The sequence below is a fragment of the Streptomyces sp. NPDC041200 genome (genome assembly GCF_055591805.1).
This window is the reverse complement of the sequence record NZ_JBVIZF010000001.1, coordinates 413,606-433,043: the sequence shown is the minus strand read 5'-3', so window position 1 is coordinate 433,043 and position 19,438 is coordinate 413,606. Positions and strand designations below refer to the sequence as shown.

The 19,438-nt window shown below is 72.9% G+C and carries 18 protein-coding genes; 6 read left to right on the top strand and 12 right to left on the bottom strand.

Going from position 1 to position 19,438, the window contains the following annotated elements; genetic code table 11:
* Nucleotides 1-154 precede the first annotated feature (154 nt).
* Entirely contained in the window at nt 155-1,225 is a 1,071-nt protein-coding gene (dapE, locus tag ACZ6CL_RS02090; RefSeq protein WP_468929999.1) for a succinyl-diaminopimelate desuccinylase, read from the bottom strand.
* Between the two features lie 136 nt (nt 1,226-1,361).
* Here dapE and ACZ6CL_RS02085 point away from each other — a divergent pair, with 136 nt between their 5' ends.
* On the top strand, nt 1,362-2,279 hold the full coding sequence (locus tag ACZ6CL_RS02085; RefSeq protein ID WP_468929996.1) for a VldE C-terminal domain-containing protein: 918 nt from the start codon (nt 1,362-1,364) through the stop codon (nt 2,277-2,279).
* Nucleotides 2,280-2,482: 203 nt separating this feature from the next.
* A complete protein-coding gene (locus tag ACZ6CL_RS02080; RefSeq protein ID WP_468929994.1) occupies nt 2,483-3,118 on the top strand; it encodes an ATP-binding protein in 636 nt (211 codons plus the stop codon).
* Nucleotides 3,119-3,192: 74 nt separating this feature from the next.
* On the opposite strand, the gene dapC is transcribed toward ACZ6CL_RS02080, so the two are convergent.
* Together dapC and fdxA are read right to left on the bottom strand one after the other, a co-directional pair.
* Nucleotides 3,193-4,290, bottom strand: a complete 1,098-nt coding sequence (dapC, locus tag ACZ6CL_RS02075; RefSeq protein ID WP_468929991.1) for a succinyldiaminopimelate transaminase — start codon at nt 4,288-4,290, stop codon at nt 3,193-3,195.
* 153 nt (nt 4,291-4,443) lie between these two features.
* Nucleotides 4,444-4,770: a ferredoxin gene (gene fdxA / locus ACZ6CL_RS02070; protein ID WP_014054705.1), complete on the bottom strand. Its 327-nt coding sequence runs from the start codon at nt 4,768-4,770 to the stop codon at nt 4,444-4,446.
* 112 nt (nt 4,771-4,882) lie between these two features.
* Between fdxA and ACZ6CL_RS02065 the strand changes: the two genes are divergently transcribed.
* Nucleotides 4,883-5,896, top strand: a complete 1,014-nt coding sequence (locus tag ACZ6CL_RS02065; protein ID WP_468929989.1) for a GNAT family N-acetyltransferase — start codon at nt 4,883-4,885, stop codon at nt 5,894-5,896.
* Nucleotides 5,893-6,717 (top strand): transglutaminase-like and tetratricopeptide repeat-containing protein, encoded by an 825-nt coding sequence (locus ACZ6CL_RS02060; RefSeq protein ID WP_468929987.1) that lies wholly within the window; start codon nt 5,893-5,895, stop codon nt 6,715-6,717. The genes ACZ6CL_RS02065 and ACZ6CL_RS02060 overlap by 4 nt, the downstream gene beginning before the upstream one ends.
* Nucleotides 6,718-6,729: 12 nt before the next feature.
* Here the strand turns inward: ACZ6CL_RS02060 and ACZ6CL_RS02055 are convergent, their stop codons facing one another.
* From ACZ6CL_RS02055 to ACZ6CL_RS02020, 8 genes are all read right to left on the bottom strand, one after another.
* Entirely contained in the window at nt 6,730-7,335 is a 606-nt protein-coding gene (locus tag ACZ6CL_RS02055) for a response regulator transcription factor (RefSeq protein WP_468929984.1), read from the bottom strand.
* A 28-nt stretch (nt 7,336-7,363) separates the two neighbouring features.
* On the bottom strand, nt 7,364-8,572 hold the full coding sequence (locus ACZ6CL_RS02050) for a sensor histidine kinase (protein WP_468929982.1): 1,209 nt from the start codon (nt 8,570-8,572) through the stop codon (nt 7,364-7,366).
* Nucleotides 8,569-9,312, bottom strand: a complete 744-nt coding sequence (locus ACZ6CL_RS02045) for an ABC transporter permease (protein ID WP_468929980.1) — start codon at nt 9,310-9,312, stop codon at nt 8,569-8,571. The genes ACZ6CL_RS02050 and ACZ6CL_RS02045 overlap by 4 nt, the downstream gene beginning before the upstream one ends.
* A gap of 2 nt (nt 9,313-9,314) precedes the next feature.
* Nucleotides 9,315-10,298 (bottom strand): ABC transporter ATP-binding protein, encoded by a 984-nt coding sequence (locus ACZ6CL_RS02040; RefSeq protein WP_468929978.1) that lies wholly within the window; start codon nt 10,296-10,298, stop codon nt 9,315-9,317.
* 165 nt (nt 10,299-10,463) lie between these two features.
* Nucleotides 10,464-12,530 carry a peptidoglycan binding domain-containing protein gene (locus tag ACZ6CL_RS02035; protein WP_468929976.1) on the bottom strand — a complete coding sequence of 689 codons (2,067 nt, stop codon included), beginning with the start codon at nt 12,528-12,530 and terminating at the stop codon, nt 10,464-10,466.
* A gap of 208 nt (nt 12,531-12,738) precedes the next feature.
* Nucleotides 12,739-13,107, bottom strand: coding sequence for a DUF6113 family protein (locus ACZ6CL_RS02030; protein ID WP_468929974.1), 369 nt, complete (start codon nt 13,105-13,107; stop codon nt 12,739-12,741).
* Entirely contained in the window at nt 13,104-13,988 is an 885-nt protein-coding gene (gene mshB / locus ACZ6CL_RS02025; protein WP_468929972.1) for an N-acetyl-1-D-myo-inositol-2-amino-2-deoxy-alpha-D-glucopyranoside deacetylase, read from the bottom strand. Before mshB ends, ACZ6CL_RS02030 begins: the two co-directional genes overlap by 4 nt.
* 84 nt (nt 13,989-14,072) lie before the next feature.
* Nucleotides 14,073-14,267 carry a hypothetical protein gene (locus ACZ6CL_RS02020; RefSeq protein WP_009715279.1) on the bottom strand — a complete coding sequence of 65 codons (195 nt, stop codon included), beginning with the start codon at nt 14,265-14,267 and terminating at the stop codon, nt 14,073-14,075.
* 353 nt (nt 14,268-14,620) lie between these two features.
* Here ACZ6CL_RS02020 and ACZ6CL_RS02015 point away from each other — a divergent pair, with 353 nt between their 5' ends.
* Nucleotides 14,621-16,786, top strand: a complete 2,166-nt coding sequence (locus ACZ6CL_RS02015; RefSeq protein ID WP_468929970.1) for an alpha/beta fold hydrolase — start codon at nt 14,621-14,623, stop codon at nt 16,784-16,786.
* 24 nt (nt 16,787-16,810) lie between these two features.
* Here the strand turns inward: ACZ6CL_RS02015 and ACZ6CL_RS02010 are convergent, their stop codons facing one another.
* The gene (locus ACZ6CL_RS02010) at nt 16,811-17,860 is read right to left on the bottom strand and encodes a hypothetical protein (protein ID WP_468929968.1); all 1,050 of its coding nucleotides are present in this window, start codon (nt 17,858-17,860) and stop codon (nt 16,811-16,813) included.
* A 532-nt stretch (nt 17,861-18,392) separates the two neighbouring features.
* On the opposite strand from ACZ6CL_RS02010, the gene ACZ6CL_RS02005 reads away from it, so the two are divergent.
* Nucleotides 18,393-19,397, top strand: a complete 1,005-nt coding sequence (locus ACZ6CL_RS02005; protein ID WP_468929966.1) for an ABC transporter permease — start codon at nt 18,393-18,395, stop codon at nt 19,395-19,397.
* Nucleotides 19,398-19,438 lie beyond the last annotated feature (41 nt).

Sequence of the window (19,438 nt, the reverse complement as noted above, 5' to 3'; positions counted from 1 at the left end):
CCCTTCGCCAAGATCTGCCAAAGATCTGTCGTTCAGCGTAGGCCCACCGGGCGGCGAAAGGCCGAAATCCACGCCACGCTCATCTGTTCTCTGATCTGCCTCTTAAGATCTGCGGCGAAGCGGACGGCCGCGTTCGGCCCGGCCAGGCGGGGGCTCAGGCGGTCAGCCAGTCCCGCAGCCGCTCCTCGGCCTCCAGGATCAGCGCGGTGTCCACGTGCTCCTCGCGGGTGTGGGCCAGCTTGGGGTCGCCGGGGCCGTAATTGACCGCGGGCACGCCGAGCGACGAGAAGCGGGCGACATCGGTCCAGCCGAACTTGGGGGCCGCCTCGCCGCCGATCGCCGCCACGAAGGCCGCGGCCGACGGGTGGGACAGCCCGGGCAGGGCGCCGGGCGCGGAGTCGGTGAGGGTCACCTCGAAGCCGTCGAAGACCTCGCGGACATGGGCGAGCGCTTCCGCCTCCGAACGGTCCGGCGCGAAGCGGAAGTTCACGGTCACGGCGCAGGCGTCGGGGATGACGTTGCCCGCGATGCCGCCCTCGATCCCCACCGCGTTCAGCCCCTCGCGGTAGGTGAGCCCGTCGATGTCCGCGTGCCGCGGCTCGTACGCGGCCAGCCGGTCGAGGATCGGGGCGGCCTTGTGGATGGCGTTCTCGCCGAGCCAGCTGCGCGCGGAGTGGGAACGGTGCCCGCTCGTGGTCACCCGTACCCGCAGCGTGCCCTGGCAGCCGCCCTCGACCTTGCCCTCGGTGCCCTCCAGCAGCACGGCGAAGTCGGCGGCCAGCCACTCGGGGTGGTGCTCGGCCAGCCGCTTCAGCCCGTTCAGCTCGGCGGCGACCTCCTCGTGGTCGTAGAAGACGAAGGTGAGGTCGCGGTTGGGCTCGGGCACGGTCGCCGCGACGCGCAGCTGAACGGCGACGCCGGACTTCATGTCGGAGGTGCCGCAGCCCCACAGCGTGCCGTCCTCGTCCAGCCGGGACGGCACGTTGTCGGCGATCGGCACGGTGTCGAGGTGCCCGGCCAGTACGACCCGTTCGGCACGCCCCAGCTGCGTACGGGCGACGACGGCGTCCCCGTCCCGGTCGACGGTCAGATGCGGCAGGGCGCGCAACGCCTGCTCGACGGCGTCGGCGAGCGCCTTCTCGTCGCCGCTGACCGAGGGGAAGTCGACGAGCCGGGCGGTGAGCCGGGCCGCGTCCAGGGACAGGTCGAGTGCTGGGTGTGCCATACCCGTGACCCTAACCCGCGCCCCCGGCCCGCCCGCCCCGGCGGCCGGGCCCCGGCGGACCGGCCCCCGCGCCCGGGCGCGTGGCCTTCCCCACCCCCGCCCCTGTGCGGCACCGGGCCCCGGGGCACCCAGTAACGTGGGCGGTGTGCCCCGGTCCGTCTTCTTCAGCCGTCCCCGCCTGCTCCGCGCCGCCGTCGCGTGTGCCGTATTGCTGGGGCTTGCCGCTTATGTCACGGCGCATCTGCTGACGGGCGGTAGCGGTCCGCCGCGCTGCGTCGCGCGGGCGGAGGGCGGCGATGTGCCGCTCGACCCCGAACAGGCCGTGAACGCCGCGACGATCGAGGCCGTGGCCGCCTCCCGCGGACTGCCGGAACGGGCCGTCACCATCGCGCTGGCCACCGCGCTGCAGGAGTCCGGGCTGCGCAACATCACCCACGGCGACCGGGATTCGCTCGGGCTGTTCCAGCAACGCCCGTCGCAGGGCTGGGGAACGGCGCGGCAGATCCAGGATCCGGTGTACGCGGCCGGGAAGTTCTACGACTTCCTGGTGAAGGTGCCCGGCTACTCGCGGCTGCCGCTCACGGTGGCCGCGCAGCGGGTGCAGTACAGCGGCTTCCCACAGGCGTACGCGAAGCACGAGACGGAGGCCGTGGTGCTGACCGCCACCCTCACCGGGCGTTCGGCGGCCGCCTTCAGCTGCCCCGGGCCGCCGGACGACGGGAAGGCGGGCGACCCGGCGCGCGTCCAGGCGGCGCTGAAGCGGGAGTTCGGGGCGGACGCCCGGTCGCGGCTGGACGTGGCGGGCCAGGGCGGCGGCAGGCACGCCGGGTCCGCCCGGGAGGTGCTGGTTCCGGTGGGGGGCGACTCGGCCCGGGGCGGCCGGACGGAGCGCGGCTGGGAGCTGGCCTATTGGGCGGTGGCTCACTCGGACGAGTTGCGCATCGAACGGGTCTCTTACGGCAAACACATATGGAACGCCCGGAATTCAGGGGACGGCTGGCACACGTCCGACAAGAGTTCCGGGTCGGATATACGACTTTCCCTTATGCGATAGCGCGATAGATCGCCGCAGCTCAGCGCCGTTGACGGGGCGTTGGGCAATCTTCGCGGGCGCGCGTTATGCGCCTCAACGGATAATGCGACGCATTATCAATTCTTTACCTTGGCGCACCGCAACCTTCGCGCGGCTCACGCGATATTCACTGCGTCCGATCGCTGGACACGTAACGCTCCATGTCCCCCCGTCAAAGGAGAATCATGTCCCTCCCTCTCACGCGTCGGATCGCTCGGGCCGCGCTGCTGGTCGCAGCGAGTGCGACTCCCGTGGTCGGTGCCGCCGACGCCGCGAGTGCGGCGGATCCGGCCCTGCCGCACACCCCCAAGCTGGGCGGACTGAGCGCACTGGACCCCTCCTCCGTCGGCGATCTGGCCGACATCGCCTCGCAGCAGGCCGGGCGGACCGTCAAGGACATTCTCCCGGCCAAGGCCGCCCCGGCGCAGACCGCTCCGGAGAAGGCCGCGGCCGCCAAGCCCGCCACGGCGGCGAAGCCCGCACCGGCGCAGAAGGCCGCGACGGCGGGCAAGTCCGCCCAGGCCAAGGGCGCTCACGCCAAGGGGAAGGGCAAGAGCGGCGCTCACGCCAAGGGCAAGGGCAAGGCGTCGTTGACCAAGGGCCTGGCCAAGAGCAAGGGCGCCCACGCCAAGGGTGCCCACGCCGCCAGGCGTCCCGCCCCGGCTCCGGTCCCGGCCCCCGCTCCGGCCCCCGTCGCCGCTCCGGCCCCGGTTCCGGCTCCGGCCCCGGCGCCTCAGCAGGTCGCGCCCAGCGCCCCGCAACAGGCCGACGAACTGCCGATCAAGAGCCTCCCCATCAAGGGCCTGCCGCTGCTCGGCTGAGTGGTCGGTCAGCCACCATCAGCGGGTGCCCCCGGCCGACCGGCCGGGGGCACCCGAGCGCTGCTAGGGGGCCGTCAGGCAGCCAGGCGGCGGACCGCCGCCGCCACCCGCTCGTCCGTCGCGGTGAACGCGACGCGGACGTATGCCCCGCCCGCCGGGCCGTAGAACTCGCCGGGGGCCACCAGGATGCCCAGCTCGGCCAGTGCGCCGACGGTGTCCCAGCACGGCTCGTCGCGCGTCGCCCACAGGTACAGCGACGCCTCGCTGTGCTCGACGCGGAAGCCGCACCCCTCCAGCGCGCCCCGCAGCGCGGCCCGCCGCGCCGCGTAGCGCTCGCGCTGCTCCGTGACGTGCTTGTCGTCGCCGAGCGCGGCCACCGTGGCGGCCTGCACCGGCGCGGGCACGATCATCCCGCCGTGCTTGCGGATCTTCAGCAGCTCGCCGAGCACGCCCTCGTCACCGGCGAGGAAGGCCGCGCGGTAGCCCGCCAGGTTGGACCGCTTGGACAGCGAGTGGACCGCGACCAGCCCGTCGAAGCGCCCGCCGGAGATCTCCGGGTGCAGGACGGACACGGGGTCCGCCTCCCAGCCCAGCTCCAGGTAGCACTCGTCGCTGACCAGCAGCACCCCGTGCGCCCTCGCCCACGCGACCGCGGCCCGCAGCTCGTCCTTGGAGAGCACCCGGCCGGTGGGGTTGGACGGGGAGTTCAGCCACAGCAGCTTGAGCCCCGCCGGGTCCAGGTCCTCGACGGCGTCGTACGGCACCGGCTCGGCGCCCGCGAGCCGCGCGCCCACCTCGTACGTCGGGTAGGCGAGCCGCGGGAAGGCGACCTTGTCGCCGGGGCCGAGACCGAGCTGCGTCGGCAGCGAGGCCACCAGCTCCTTCGAGCCGATCACCGGCAGCACCTGGGTGTGGGTGACCCGCTCCGCGCCCAGCCGCCGCTCGACCCAGCCGGTCAGCGCGTCCCGCAGCGCGGGGGTGCCCCAGACGGTCGGATAGCCGGGGCTGTCCGCGGCATCGGCCAGCGCGGTGCGGATCAGCTCGGGGACCGGGTCGACGGGGGTGCCCACCGAGAGGTCGACGATGCCGTCCGGATGGGCGGCGGCGGTCGCCTTGTACGGTTCGAGCCGGTCCCAGGGGAAGACCGGGAGGCGGGCGGAGACGGGTGGCACGGGGTGGCTCACTTTCTTCGAAACAGCCCGGGGCGTACGGGATGTCCCGCCGCGCCCCGGGAATCCCGGTGGGAGACCGGGAACAGCCCGGTCCCGCAGGCCACATGCCCTACGGGACCGAAGGCCGCGCCGGGTCTCATGACCCGGGCAGGGTCACTCGTCGTGCTCCTGCGGCGGAAGCGCGGCGATGAACGGGTGGTCACGCTCGATCAGGCCGAGCTTGCTCGCACCGCCGGGCGAACCGAGCTCGTCGAAGAACTCGACGTTCGCCTTGTAGTAGTCCTTCCACTCTTCCGGAGTGTCGTCCTCGTAGAAGATCGCCTCGACCGGGCACACCGGCTCACAGGCCCCACAGTCGACGCATTCGTCCGGGTGGATGTACAAGGACCGCTGGCCCTCGTAGATACAGTCGACGGGGCACTCCTCGATGCACGCCTTGTCCTTCAGGTCGACACAAGGCTGCGCGATGACGTAGGTCACGCTGTCGTTCCTCCTCTTAGGGCTGTATCGCGCGGGAGCGCGGCGTCGTCGATGCCCGCACCTAGTATCTCCGTTCCGGGGCACCAGACGCACATGAGGGGTTGGCAGAGCAGTGGATTTCACCACCGGCGGACGGCTTGAGGTTCGCATCACCCCCGGTGACGTGCGCAAACGGGTGTCTGTGAGGCTCCTGACGGGCGACCGACGCGGCCCCGAGAGGTTCACCGACGTGGTCGGGGTTCTCACATCGTGGACCGAGGGTGTGCTGCACATCACCCGCCGGACTGGGGAGTCCATCAGAATCGAGGAGTCGTCGCTGGTCGCGGGCAAGGTCGTGCCCGCCGCACCGGCCCGCCGCCGGGGCCCGGCGGCGAACGCGCGCGAGCTGGACCGGGTCGCCGCCCGCGGCTGGCCGCCGGTGACCAGCGAGCGGCTGGGCGAGTGGGAGCTGCGCGCGTCCGGCGGGTTCACCCGCCGCGCCAACTCCGTCCTGCCGCTCGGCGACCCCGGCTGCGGCCTCGACGAGGCGCTGCGCCGGGTGACCGGCTGGTACGCCGAGCGCGGGCTGCCCGCGTACGTCCAGGTCAGCACCGGCGCCGAGGGTACCCAGGAGCCGCTGGCCGCGGAGCTGGAGACGCGCGGCTGGACCCGGGAGGTCTCCGCGCAGGTGCGCATCGCGGCGCTGGCCCCGATCGCCGACCAGGACGCCGACGTCTCGGCCGTGACGCTCTCCCGGGAGATCGGCGACGCCTGGCTGGCCCGCTACCAGCGCTCCGCCCGGCCCTCCCCCGAGGCGCTGGCGGTGCTCTCCGGCGGCCCGTCGGTGTGGTTCGCGACGATAGGTGGCGAGGCGGGAGAGGCCCCGGCCGCCATCGGGCGCTGTGTAGTGGACGGCCGCTGGGCCGGGTTCGCGGCGGTGGAGACCGCGCCGGAGCGGCGCCGGGAGGGCCTGGCCCGGGCCGTGATGACCGCGCTGGCCCGCACGGCGCTGGACGACGGCGCCTCGGCCGCGTACCTCCAGGTAGAGACGGACAACAGCGCCGCCCACGCCTTCTACGACGGCCTGGGGTTCACCCTCCACCACACCTACCACCACTGGCGCGCGCCCGGCGCCGACAGCGCATGACCGAGACACCACGCCGCAGATTCGCCGACGCGGCCCGCGAGGAGCGCCCCGACCTGGCCCTGCTGTGCCTGCTGATGGGCATGGAGGCCGACGACGCGCTGGACGAGGCCGGGATCGACGAGGCGCAGATCGAACTCGACCGGCTGGCCGGTGAGGTGCCGTTCTCCCCCGGCACGCCCGCCGCCTGGGCCGACGCGCTGGCCCGGGTGCTCGGCGAGCGGTACGGCTTCCGGGGCGAAGCGGCCGACTACCGGCGGCTGGACTCCTCGCTGCTGCACCAGGTGCTGCGGCGCCGCCGCGGGCTGCCGATCCTGCTGTCGCTGGTGTGGATGGAGGTCGCGCGGCGCGCGGGCGCTCCGGTGTACGGTGTCGCGCTGCCGGGCCACTTCGTGGTCGGCTTCGGCGATCCGTACGGGGACCATGTGCTGGCCGACCCGTTCGACGGCGGCCGGAGGCTGTCCGGCCAGGACGCGGCGCTGCTGGTGTCGGGCGTCACCGGCGCGCCGCCGGAGCCGTCGGTGCTGGGCCCGGCCGATCCGCTGGACATCATGCTGCGCATCCTCAACAACGTCCGCGCCTGGGCGGCCGCCCGCCCCGAGCGCACCGATGTCCAGCTGTGGGCGGTCGAGCTGGCGCTGCTGCTGCCCAGCCATCCCGCCCGGCTGCGCTACGAGCGGGCGCGGCTGCTGGTCGAGCGCGGTGACTTCCTCACCGGGGCGCGGGAGCTGGAGGAGTACGCGGAGGTGGTGGGCGTGATGGAGCCGGAGGCGGCGGAGGCGGTACGGCGTCAGGCGCACGCGGCGCGGGCGCGGCTCAACTGACCGCGGGCCCCCTCACAGCCAGCCCTTGTCGCGGGCGATGCGGACCGCCTCGGCCCGGTTGCGGGCGGCGGTCTTCTGGATGGCCGTGGAGAGGTAGTTGCGGACGGTGCCCTGCGACAGGTTCAGCGCCCGGGCCAGCTCGGCGTTGGTCGAGCCGTCCGCGGAGGCGCCCAGCACCTCGCGTTCCCGCGCGGTCAGCGGGCTGGCCCCGTCCACCAGCGCCGCCGCGGCCAGGGTCGGGTCGATGACCCGCTCGCCGCGCAGCACCCGCCGTATCGCGTCGGCGAGCTGGGCGGCGGGGGCGTCCTTGACCAGGAACGCGTCGGCGCCGGATTCCATCGCGCGGCGCAGATAGCCGGGGCGGCCGAAGGTCGTCAGGATCACGATCCGCACCTCGGGCGCCGCCTGGTGCAGCGCGGCGGCGGCCTCGATTCCGGTCGCGCCCGGCATCTCGATGTCCAGCAGCGCGACGTCGGGCCGGTGAGCGCGGGCCGCGTCCACGACCTCGTCGCCGCGGGCCACCTGGGCGACGACCTCGATCTCGTCCTCCAGCCCGAGCAGCGCGGCCAGCGCCTCCCGCACCATGGACTGGTCCTCGGCGAGCAATACCCGGATCATCCGGGCAGCGTATCCGGCGGCGGCCGGTTCAGGGCTCGGTCGGGAGGCCGGCGGGGGTGGTGCGGGAGAGGGGGGCCAGGGCGCGGAGGGTGAAGCCGTGCGGGTCGCCCGGGCCGGTCTCCAGGCGGCCGTCGGCGAGCTGGAGCCGCTCGGCCAGGCCGGTCAGCCCGTTGCCGTGCGGGCCGGTCGTGCCGCGGCCGTCGTCGGTGACGGTCAGGCACAGGTCGTCGCCCACTTCGGTGAGGGTCACCGTGCAGCGGCGCGCCCCGCTGTGCCGGACCACGTTGGTGACGGCCTCGCGCAGCGCCCAGGCCAGGGCGCCCTCCTGGTCGGGCGGGAGGTCCGGGTGGTGGACGCCCGCCCGGTGCAGGTCGGCGGTGATGCCCGCGGCGGCGAGCGCGGTACGGGCCCCGGCCAGCTCGGCCTCCAGGGTGGGGCGGCGGAAGCCGCTCACCGCCTCCCGTACGTCGACCAGGGCCTGGCGGCTGACCCGTTCGATGTCGGCGACCTGCTGCGCGGCCTGTTCGGGCTTGCCGGGCAGCATCCGGCCCGCCAGCTCGCTCTTGAGCGTGATCAGCGAGAGCGAGTGCCCCAGCAGGTCGTGCAGGTCGCGGGCGAGCCGCAGCCGCTCCTCGTTGGCGGCGAGCTGGGCGACGGTGGCGCGGGCCTCCCGCAGCGCCCGGGTCGTACGGACCATCTGCCGCACCGCGCTCATCGCGAAGCCGCCGAGCAGGGACGGGATGACGAGGGCGGACATCAGGTCGTGCGAGCCGCGGACCAGCAGCCCGGCGCCCACCATGGCGACGGTGTTCAGCGGGATCGCCCAACGGGCGAGCCGCGTCGGCAGTACCGCGCCGAAGGCGACGGAGACGTAGACGGCGAGCACCAGCCAGGCGTCGCCCAGGGTGATGGTGAGGACGGCGGCGAGGACGCAGATCGTGACCAGCGCCCACTGGACGGCGCCCCGGGTCAGGGCGCGGCCGGTGTGCCGGAAGACCAGCACCAGATAGACGCTGACGAAGACCAGCAGGCCGAGCGCGCCGAACACGGTGGCGGGGGCGGTGTGGTGGCCGTCCGCGAGGTCGCTCACCGGCGCGCCCATGTAGGCCATCCAGATCCCGATCCACAGCAGCTTGATCAGGGCCTGCCGCCGGTTGTCGGGGCTCTGGCCGATGGCCGGAGTGTCCGTCTCCTCGTCGTAGGCCGCCGCGTCGCGCCACCAGGTCGGCCGGGTCATGCTGTGCGGGTGTCCTTGCGGTACAGCCATGCCGCGGCGCCCGCGAAGAGGACCAGATAGGCGGCGAGCAGGACCACGTCCCTGGCGTGCGGGGCGTTGCCCAGCTCGATCGCCTGGCCGAGCGCGGCGTAGGCGTTGGTGGGCAACCAGTCGCCGATGGTCTGCAGCCACTGCGGGTAGGAGGTGGTCGGCATCCACAGGCCGCCGAGGATCGACAGACCGAAGTAGATGATCATCGTCAGGGGCCGCACCGCGTCGCCGGTGGCGAGGTAGCCGATGGCCACGCCCAGGGCGGCGAAGACCAGCGAGCCCGCCCAGATCGCGCCGGTCAGCGCGATCCACTCCCAGGCGGCGTCCAGCCGGACGCCCTTGACGGCGGCGGCCACGATGAAGACGATCACGATCGACGGGAGGGTGGTGACCGCGGCCGAGGCGATCTTGGCCACCACATAGCCGCGTCCGGGCAGCGCGGTCAGCCGCAGCTGACGCACCCAGCCGCCCTCGCGCTCCTTGGCGATCTGCTCGCTCTTGACCATGAGGACGGCGGTCAGCGCGCCGAAGGAGGCCATCGAGACCATGTAGTAGAGCGGCAACGACAGGCCGGTGCCCGGTATGCGGTCGTTCTTGTCCGCGCTGCCCGCGATCATCAGGAAGAGCACGGACGGGTAAACGACCGTGAAGAACATGAACTTACGGTTGCGCAGTGCGCGGACGATCTCCAGCTTGACCAGGGTCGTCATCGTCACGCCTCCTCGGGCGTCGTGGCAGACGTCGTGGCAGATGTCGTGGCGGCGTCGGTGATGGCGAGGAACGCCTGCTCCAGGCCGAGCCCGGCGACCTCCAGGCCGCGCGGGTAGAGCCCGAGCCGGTAGACCGCGTGCACGGTCACGTCGGCGTCGGTGGACCGCGTCCGTACCGTACGCCCTGATATGTCGAGGCCGGTCAGGGCGGGGAGGGCGCGCAGCGCGGCCTCGTCGGGCGGGCCGTCCAGGGTGAAGGAGATCCGGCGGGCCCCGGCCATCGCCTTGATCTCGGCGGACGAGCCATCCGCAAGCACCCGGCCGCGGTGCAGCACGATCACCCGGTCGGCGATCTCGTCGGCCTCTTCGAGGTAGTGGGTGGCGAACAGGATGGTGCGGCCCTGCCGGGCCTGCTCGCGCATCGTGCCCCAGAAGGTCTGCCGGGACGAGACGTCCATCCCGGTCGTCGGCTCGTCCAGCACGATCAGGTCGGAGGCGCCCGCGGTGGCGAACGCGAAGCGCACCCGCTGCTCCTGGCCGCCGGAGAGCTTGTTCACCTTGCGGTCGGCGATCCCGGCGATGCCCGCCCGCTCCAGGACCTCGTCGACCGGGTGGCCGTGGGGGTGCAGATCGCAGGCGAGCCGCACCAGTTCGCGGACCGTCACCTCCTGCATGAGGCAGCCGCTCTGCAGCATCGCGCCGATGTGGCCGCGGGCGATGGCCTGCCGCGGGGTGGTGCCGAAGACCTCGACCCGGCCGCTGTCGGGGGTGCGCAGGCCGAGCAGCAGATCGAGGGTGGAGGACTTGCCCGCGCCGTTGGGTCCCAGCAGGGCGACGGTCTCGCCGGGGTGGAGGTGGAGGTCGAGATCGGCCACGGCGCGCACGGTGCCGTAGCTCTTGCTGACGCCGGTGAAGCTGACCACCGGCGGGGCGGCCGCGGTGCGGGCCCGGACGCCGGTGGCGGAGGGTGCGGTGGTCGCTGTCATGGCCCCAAGCCTCGCCGAGCGGGCCCGGCCGGCGGCAGTGTCGATGGTCGTGACCTGGGGATGACAGATGTCATGGCTACGCGCCACGGCCCCCGCCCGGGATGCCGGGGCGGGGGCCGTGAGGGGCCGGTGGACGCCTCTGGTCGGGCGAGGCGTCGATGACCGCTAGTTGGGCGCGGTGTCGATGACCGCGATCCGCTCGGCGGGCGTCTTGCCCAGCAGCGCGGTCCGCATGGCGATCGCCACTTCCTGCGGGGTGACGGCCTTCTTGGTGCCGTCGGCGCGCTCGATCAGCACCCCGTCGAAGGTCTGGCCGTACAGCCTCTTGATCGCGGCGAGATCGAAGTGCGGCTGGAGCTTGCCGTCGACCGGGCGCATCGAGAGGATCTGCGGCAGCGAGCGGTCCGGACCGAACTGGATGGTGTGCGCGTCATCCGTCTTGACCGTGATCAGGCCGGACATCGCGGGCTCGGCGAAGGACTTCAGCTTCGCGTCCACCTCGGCCTTGCTGACCGTCGGCCGCTTGGCGACGACCGGCAGGTCGACCGGCTTGTCCTTGCCGGTCTCGGCCCGCTCCCGGTACGCCTCGGAGACGGAGCTGACCGCCTCGTCGATGTCCAGGCCCTGGCCCTCCCTGCCGTAGACGGGGGTGACCTTGCCGGGCTTGAAGGTGATCGTGCCCTCGCGCGCCGTGCCCGAGTTGCCCGCGAGCCGCCCGAGCGCGTCCCGGAGCTTCTCCTCGTCGACCGTCACGGTGGGCTCGGCCTCGTGGGTGCTGCCGAAGAGCGAGCCGATGACCGTCATCGGGTTGTAGTCGCGGCCCGCGACGTCCCGCACGGTGGCCTCGGTGTCCAGGGCCAGCCCCGCGACGGACGGCTTGATCTCCTTCTGGTCGCCGTCGACGGTCACCTTCAGCGGGGCGTTGATGCGGCCGCCGAGCGCGGTGTCCAGCTTGTCGGTGGCCACCTGTTTGGAGGAGCCGCCGATGTCGACGCCGAGGACGGTGGTGCCGTTGGGCACGTCCGCGTGGTTCATCGCCAGGCCCGCCACGTACGCGACACCGGCCGCGGTCACCACCAGGGCGCCCAGCATGACCAGCTTGGAGCGGCCCTTCTTCTTCGGCTTGCCCGCCTTGCCCGCCGCGGGCGCCTTCGGCGCCGGGCTGCTCGGCGGGGCGCTGTCCCCGGTGGGCGGGGTGGGCGGCTTGGCCGCGGCGTCGGCGGGCGGGACCACCGGCACTCCGCTGACCAGGGTGTCGCTGGAGACCTGGTCCGGCCCGCTGGGCGAGGTGAACTCCGGGTCACGGAAGAGCGACGGCGAGGGCTCCGCGCCGGGCCCGCCGAGCGGACCGGCCGGGCCGGGCTGCACGGTCGGGCTCGCGCCCGTGGTGGCACCCAGGCTGCCGGTCAGCGGCGAGCCGCCGGGCGGGGTCGGGGGCTGCCCGGCCGCGCCGTTCAGCGGGCCGACGCCCGAGCTGTCGGACAGCCCCGGGCCGGTCGGCGTGCCGGGGCCGGGCGGGGCCAGCAGGTCCTCGTCCCGCGCCGGGGCGCCCGGCATCCGCATATCGCCGGTGACCGGGCCGGTCGTCGGGCCGCTGGGCTCCGGCGCCCCGGGGAGGCCGCCGGTGCCCGGGGTGTCCGTGAAGTACGGCAGATCGGCCTGCGTTCCGCCGCCCAGGGTCGGCGCGGGGAACTGCTGGGTGGTCTCCGGCGCCGGGGGCAGCGGGGTGCTCTGGGTGGTCGAGGAGCCCTTGGGGCGGCGGGGCGGCGCGAACCAGTCGCTGGTCTTCTCGCCGTCGCCCTTGCCGCCCTTGCCGGTCTTCTCGCGGCTCTCGCGGTCCTTGGCGCCGTCCGCGCGGCCCTCCGCGGCCGCCGCGCCCAGCTCCGGGGAACGGACGGCTTCGGGCCGGGGCGTGGCCCCGGTGTCCTCCCCGTCGTCCTCACCGGAGCGGGGGGCGGGCACGCTCTCCCCGTCGACGGTCTTGCGCATGACGACCGGCGGAATGGGCCGCGAACCCGGGATGTTGATCCGGATGCGGGTCGTCAGAGTGGTTTCGGTCTTCGGATCCTCCGGCTTGGCCGCGGTATGCGCCTCACCGTCACCGACGCCGCCCTGGAGGGCCTCCGGCGACGGGGACAGGCGGGATCCGTACGGCGGGGTGCCCGACGGATAGGCGGCACCGCCGCTACCCCCCCGGGCCCCGGAGGACGAACTGTCAGATTCACGGCTCAAAGCAGGTTCTCCCAGTTAGCTCCGCCGCCCGTCAGACCTCGCGCGGGCGGCTCGGCGGCGCGCACCACCATACTGGGCGCCGCGTTCGCGTACTTGACGGCCGCCCCAAGACCGCACCGGGTGGCTCCCTTGTGCGTCGGCGGAGGAGTGTACGAGGGCCCGGGAACATCGCGCCGGGCCCCGGGGACGTCACGCCGTAAACGTCACGTCACTTACCAAGTCGGACCGCCAGCGCGCCCGGTTGCGACACCACCGGCAGGGTGGCACACATCACACCGATGAACATGCCGCCCAGCAGGAACACATACGACCCCAGGCCCGCGCCGAAGAGGAAGTCCCCTTCCGGACGGGCGCTGGTGAGCAGCAGGACCACCAGCGTCCACGCCCCGGCGGGCAATCCGCCGCCCAGCCGACGGTCGGTCGCCTTGACGCCGCCGTAGCAGACGGCCGCGACGCCGAGCAGCGCGAGCAGCAACCCGCCCGGGAACCAGAGCCCTTGGACCAGCGCCCCCGCGATGCCGGTCAGCGCTCCGAGGGCGGCGAGCAGCGCGTATCCCCCGAGCCTCGCGGCCGTCATGCCGTCACCCCCGCGAACAGGTCGTCCTCGCGCTCCGCTCCCGGCTCGCCCTTGACGAGCCGGTAGTACTCGCGGACGAACAGCGGCTGCCCCAGGTCGTTGGAGAGCGCGAAGAAGGGCGCGTCGACCGCGATCTGGGTGGCGTGGGCGCGCATCGCGGCCGTCTTGGCGTCGGCGTACGCGGTGCCGTCGATCACCGCCGAGACCTCCGCGTCGTCCACCACGCCCGGTACGTCGTCGGCGGTGGCGACGCCGGGGAAGGGGGACTCCTCGCCCGCCGCCCGCAGCCTGGCGAAGCCCTCCTCCAGGGCCGAGCGCGGCACACAGTTCCAGTAGACCTTCGCGATCTCGTGCGGATCGCCCAGGTCCAGGCGGTAGGCCGGCTCGGCGGCCAGCTCCGCCGCGCGCATGGCGACGCGGTGTGCCTGGATGTGGTCGGGGTGTCCGTACCCCCCGTCGGTGTCGTACGCCACCAGGACCTGCGGCCGGACCTCGCGGATCACGGCCACCAGGTGGCAGGCCGCCTCGTCGACGCCGGCCTGCCAGAAGCAGTCGGGGCGGTCGTTCTGCGGGGCGCCCATCATGCCCGAGTCGCGATATCTGCCCGGACCGCCCAGGAAGCGGTGGTCCTGGACGCCCAACACCTCCATGGCCGCGGCGAGTTCACCGATCCGGTGGGTGCCGAGGGCATCGTCGCGGTCGGCGGCGAGGTGGGCCAGGGCTGCCGGAATGACCTCGCCTTCTTCACCGAGGGTGCAGGTCACCAGGGTGACGTGGGCACCCTCGGCCGCGTACTTGGCCATGGTCGCGCCGTTGTTGATCGACTCGTCATCCGGATGCGCGTGCACCAGGAGCAGACGACGGGCGGGAAGAACGGTCATGAGCACAGCCTACGATTCGCCCACCGGTGCCCGCGGACCGCGGGCCCGGACCCCCTGGGCCGTCGCCCGTGCGCTGTCAGCGGCTCACAGCTTCACGTCACCGATCATGTTCGCCACGTTGGTGGTGAGGTCGTCGATGGTCGGGGCGACCGACGAACTGGCGAGGTAGAAGCCGAGCAGCACACAGATGAGCGCGTGCGCGGTTTTCAGCCCGGCTTTATTGACGAGCATGACGACGATGATCAGCAGCAGCACAGACAACGAGATCGAGAGCGCCACAGCGACTCACCTCCAGGAACACGCGCTCGGACAGACAACATATTGATGCCACACGGGGCCTACCCACTATGCGCAATCGATCATAACTATCGGCGCGTGCGCACGAGTCGGTGCACGGGAGCATGACAGGGGCGCATGCCTGATCGCACGAACTGGCGCTTGGCCAGGGAGACTTTCCGCTGGTTATCCGCCATCTCACCCACTGAGAAGCTGGCTTGTTCTGGCCGCTGGACGGCCGGACCGTGCCCCTGGCAAGAGGCACCCCGACCGCCCTTCCCCCGCGGTCCGTACGCCCCGACGCGTGTACCGGTCAGTACGCCCCTCGCGATCTTCAGGACCCGTACGCTCGCCCTATGACCGGACAGCTCTCCTTCCCTCGGCAGCACGCCCGCACCCAGCGCTTCACGCTCGGAGCGCCGCGGGCCTTCACCGTGGCCCCCGACGACTCCCGCGTGGTCTTCCTCCGGTCCCGCGGCGGCACCGACCGGGCGGGCCTGCTGTGGGTGTACGACGTCGCCGGGAAGCGGGAGTACCCGGCCGCCGATCCGGTGGCCCTGCTCGGCGGCGCTGACGAGGAACTGTCCGCCGAGGAGCGGGCGCGCCGCGAGCGCAGCCGCGAGGGGTCGGCCGGGGTGGTCGGCTACGCGGTGGACCAGGCCGTCGAGACGGCGGCCTTCGCCCTCTCCGGGCGGCTGTTCGTCTCCGATCTGATCGGCGGCGAGGCCCGCGAGATGCCCGTTCCGGGCCCCGTCGTGGACCCGCGCCCCTCCCCCGACGGCCGCCATGTCGCCTATGTGGCGGGCGGTGCGCTGCGCGTCACGGGCACCGGCGGCGAGGGCGACCGGGCGCTCGCCGAACCGGAGGCGGACACCATCACTTACGGTCTCGCCGAGTTCATCGCGGCCGAGGAGATGGACCGCACCCGCGGCTTCTGGTGGTCCCCGGACAGCGACGCCCTGCTGGTCGCCCGGGCCGACGACGCCCCCGTACGCCGCTGGTGGATCGCCGACCCCGCGCATCCGGGCCAGGCACCCACCGAGGTCGCCTACCCGGCCGCCGGGACCGCCGACGCCGAGGTGCGGCTCGTCCTGCTGGGCCTGGACGGCTCCCGTACGGAGGTCGAGTGGGACCGGCAGCGCTACCCCTACCTCGCCCGGGTGCACTGGTCGGCCTACGGTCCGCCGCTGCTCCTCGTCCAGGCCCGGGACCAGCGCAGCCAGCTCTATCTGGCCGTGGAACCGGAGACCGGACGGACCCGCACCGTGCACGTCGACGAGGACGCGGTATGGCTGGATCTTTTCCCCGGCGTGCCCGTCTGGACCCCCGACGGGCGGCTCGTCCGGATCGCGGAAGAGGGCGGTGCCCGGGCCCTGATGGTCGGCGACCGCAAGCTCACCTCCGGCGCCCTCCACGTGCGCGCGGTCCTCTCGGTCGGCGAGGACGACGTGCTGTTCTCCGCCTCGCCCGGCGCCGAGGCCGCGCTGCCCGAGCGGCCCGGCGAGATCGACGTCTACCGCGCCTGGTTCCGCGGCAGCGGCGACCAGGGCGGCTGGGAGCCGGTCGGCAAGCGGCCCTTCCCCGCCGTGCACTCTGCCACGCGCGGCGACCGGCTCATCGCGCTCGCCTACGCCGGGACGGACCGGCCGGGCGCCCGGGCGGAGCTGCTGCGGGCCGCCGACCACGGCGCCGCGCAGACGGTCGCCGAGATCGCCTCGTACGCCGAGACGCCCGTCATCACCGCACGCCCGCAGCTCACCTTCGCGGGCAAGAACGACATCCCCTGCGCGGTACTCCTGCCGACCGGGTACACCGAGGGCGACGGGCCGCTGCCGGTGCTGATGGACCCGTACGGCGGGCCGCACGGCCAGCGCGTGGTCGCCACCCACAACGCGTACGTCACCTCGCAGTGGTTCGCCGACCAGGGCTTCGCGGTGATCGTCGCCGACGGGCGCGGCACCCCCGGCCGCTCCCCCGCCTGGGAGAAGGCCGTCCGTGACGACCTCGCGGCCGTCACCCTGGAGGACCAGGTCGAGGCGCTCACCGCGCTCGCCGGGCGGTATCCGCTGGACCTCGGCCGGGTCGCCATCCGCGGCTGGTCCTACGGCGGCTACCTCGCCGCGCTCGCCGCGCTGCGCCGCCCCGATGTCTTCCACGCGGCGGTGGTGGGCGCGCCGGTCATCGACTGGCGGCTGTACGACACCCACTACACGGAGCGCTATCTGGGCCACCCCGACGAGCAGCCCGCGGTGTACGCGGCGAACTCGCTGGTGACGGACGAGGGGCTGTCCGGCGTGGCGGAGGGCCCGGCCCGCCCGATGATGATCATCCACGGCCTGGCGGACGACAACGTGGTCGTCGCCCACTCGCTGCGCCTCTCCTCGGCCCTGCTGGCCGCGGGCCGCCCCCACGAGGTGCTGCCGCTGTCCGGGGTGACGCACATGACCCCGCAGGAGCAGGTGGCCGAGAACCTGCTCCTGCTCCAGGTCGACTTCCTGAAGCGGTCGCTCGGGCTGAGCTGACGCACCGGCCCGGCGCCGCCGGGCTCACCAGCCCGGCGGCGGGGACGACGGAGGCGGCGGGGCCGTGGGCGGGGCGCTCGGCGGCGGCGGTGCGTAGCCCGGCGGAGCGGCGGGGGGCGGTGCGTAACCGCCGTACGCACCCGAGCCGTACGCACCCGAGCCGTACCCGCCCGTCCCGTACGCGCCCGTCCCGTACGCCGGGGCCGGGATGTCCGGCTCGCCGCGCCGGGCCAGCGCGAGCAGCACCACCAGCCCCACGACCAGCTCGAAGAACGCCGTCAGCACCGACAGCACCCCGACCGTCGGCAGATCGTCGACGTGCTCGATGTACTCCATCTTGCTGTAGAGCGATATCTCGCTCACCCCGCCCGCCAGCACCAGCGCCGCGGCCACCATCCCCAGCGGCCGCGCGAGCGGCACCCGCCCGAGCGCGGCCACGGCGGCCGCCAGACAGAGCGCGACGAGGGCCCAGACCTCCCAGGCGGCGGGCGGCGAGAGCAGCGTGACCAGGGTGTGCTTGCCGGTCAGCTGGTACTTGTAGATGTCCCAGTCCGCCTTCTGCGCCCAGTAGATCTGCCAGGCGCTTAAGGCGGCCCCCGCCGCCCCCAGCAGCAGCGCCCCCGTCACCGCGGCTCCCGGCCCCGGCCGCCCGGGCGGCTGGTCGGCGGGCAGGGCGCCCGGCGCGCCGGGATGCGCGTCGGCGGGCCGCCGGGCCGTGGCGACGGTGGCCAGCAGCAGCGCCCCGAGCACCACCCCGGCCCACGCGCTCAGGTTGGCCCGGGTCTTGAGGTCGTCGGGGATGCCCTGCATCCAGTCCGCGTTCAGGTTCCACAGGCTGGGCAGCCGCAGCACCAGCGTCACGGCCGCGACCGCGCCGAGCGCCCCCGCGGCGGCCGGTGAGCGCAGCGCGGCGATCCCGGCGGCGACGCACAGGACGAGCAGGACCAGATCGAAGAGGGAGGAGCCGAAGAGGCTCCCGGAGGCCCGGAACGGCATTCCGGACCATGTCCACCACAGATGGCTCGCCTTGTCCGCCTTGTCCAGGTCCCGCACGATCCATGCCAGCGAGATCATGCCGAGCACCGCGCAGACGAGTGCGCCGAAAACACGCGCTCCGCGTGTGAGTATCCGTCCCTGCCCCATAGCCGTAGGTTTCCCCCACCTCGCACCCCGGGCAACCGTCGCGACGCGAAGAAGTGCGCGGATCGTGACCAACCGGATGACGCGGCGGGTAACCGGCCGAGGCGACATGGGCGCCCCAGCCGGTCTACGGCACCCGCACGGCCGTACGCAGTTCAGTCTGGCGCGTCCGTATATCGGTGTGACGTCAGTCGAGTTGCCTGTGCGTTAACGCGATTCCTCCCTAGTGATCACGCTTTGTCATCACTTCGTGATCACTGTCAAGCACGTCCGGACCTCGATCTGCCAAATGTTCGCTCAAGACTCCGAAGCCGGGCACATCCACTCTCGCCCGCCCCTTGACCCGGCTGTGAATCCGTTGCGAAAGTCCGCTCAACCCGCCGTGCTCAACCCGCCACAACGCGGGTAGATACACCGAGTTGACGGTTTGTGCGACGCGGCGGATCACCATGGGGGGCGCTACGCGATGACGAGTCCATCCCAGCTCGCCGTGGCCGGGAAGACCGCCCCGGCCACGGAGGGCGGACAGCCGACCGGCTTATCGCCGCGCCAGCTGATGTGGCGGCGCTTCAAGCGCGACCGCACGGGCGTGATCTCCGCCTTCATCGTGCTGTTCTTCTTCGCCGTCGCCGTGCTGGCCCCGGTGATCTCCGCGCTGTACGGAAAGGACCCGTACACGACGTACGGTCTCGACCGCCCGGAGCTGCTGGATCCGCTCACCGGCTATCCGATGAAGCCCAACGGCGGCATCGACGGCGAGTTCTGGTTCGGCATCGAGCCCAAGCTCGGCCGGGACGTGCTGACGCAGCTGGTGTACGGCATCCGTACCTCGCTGCTGATCGGGCTGGCAGCGACGGTACTGTCCACGCTCACCGGCATCGTCATCGGCGTCGTCGCGGGCTATCTGGGCGGGCGCACGGACTACTTCCTGGGGCGGCTGATCGATCTGCTGCTGTCCTTCCCGCAGCAGCTGTTCTTCGTCGCCTTCATGCCGGTGGTCACCGCGCTGTTCGTCAGCCCGCAGAAGGAGACCCCCACCTATTTCCGGGTGACGGCCCTGGTCGCCGTGTTGTGGCTGCTGGGCTGGATGCAGCTGGCCCGGCTGCTGCGCGGTCAGGTGCTGTCGCTGCGGGAGCGGGAGTTCGTCGAGGCCGCCAAGGTGACGGGGGCCTCGCCGTGGCGGATCGTCCGCAAGGAGCTGCTGCCCAATCTCGGCACGCCGATCCTGGTGCAGTCCACCCTGATGCTGCCCAACTTCGTGACGACGGAGGCGGCCCTGTCGTTCCTCGGCGTCGGGGTGGTCGAGCCGACGCCCGACTGGGGCCGGATGTTCGCCAAGGGCGCCAACTTCTACGAGGGCGACATCACCTACATGTTCTTCCCCGGCATCGCCATGGTGATCTTCGTCGTCGCCTTCAACCTGCTCGGGGACTCGGTCCGGGACGCCATGGACCCGAAGACCACGCGTTGAACAGCACCACCCTTCCGTCCGACGAGGTCCAGCGAGGCAGG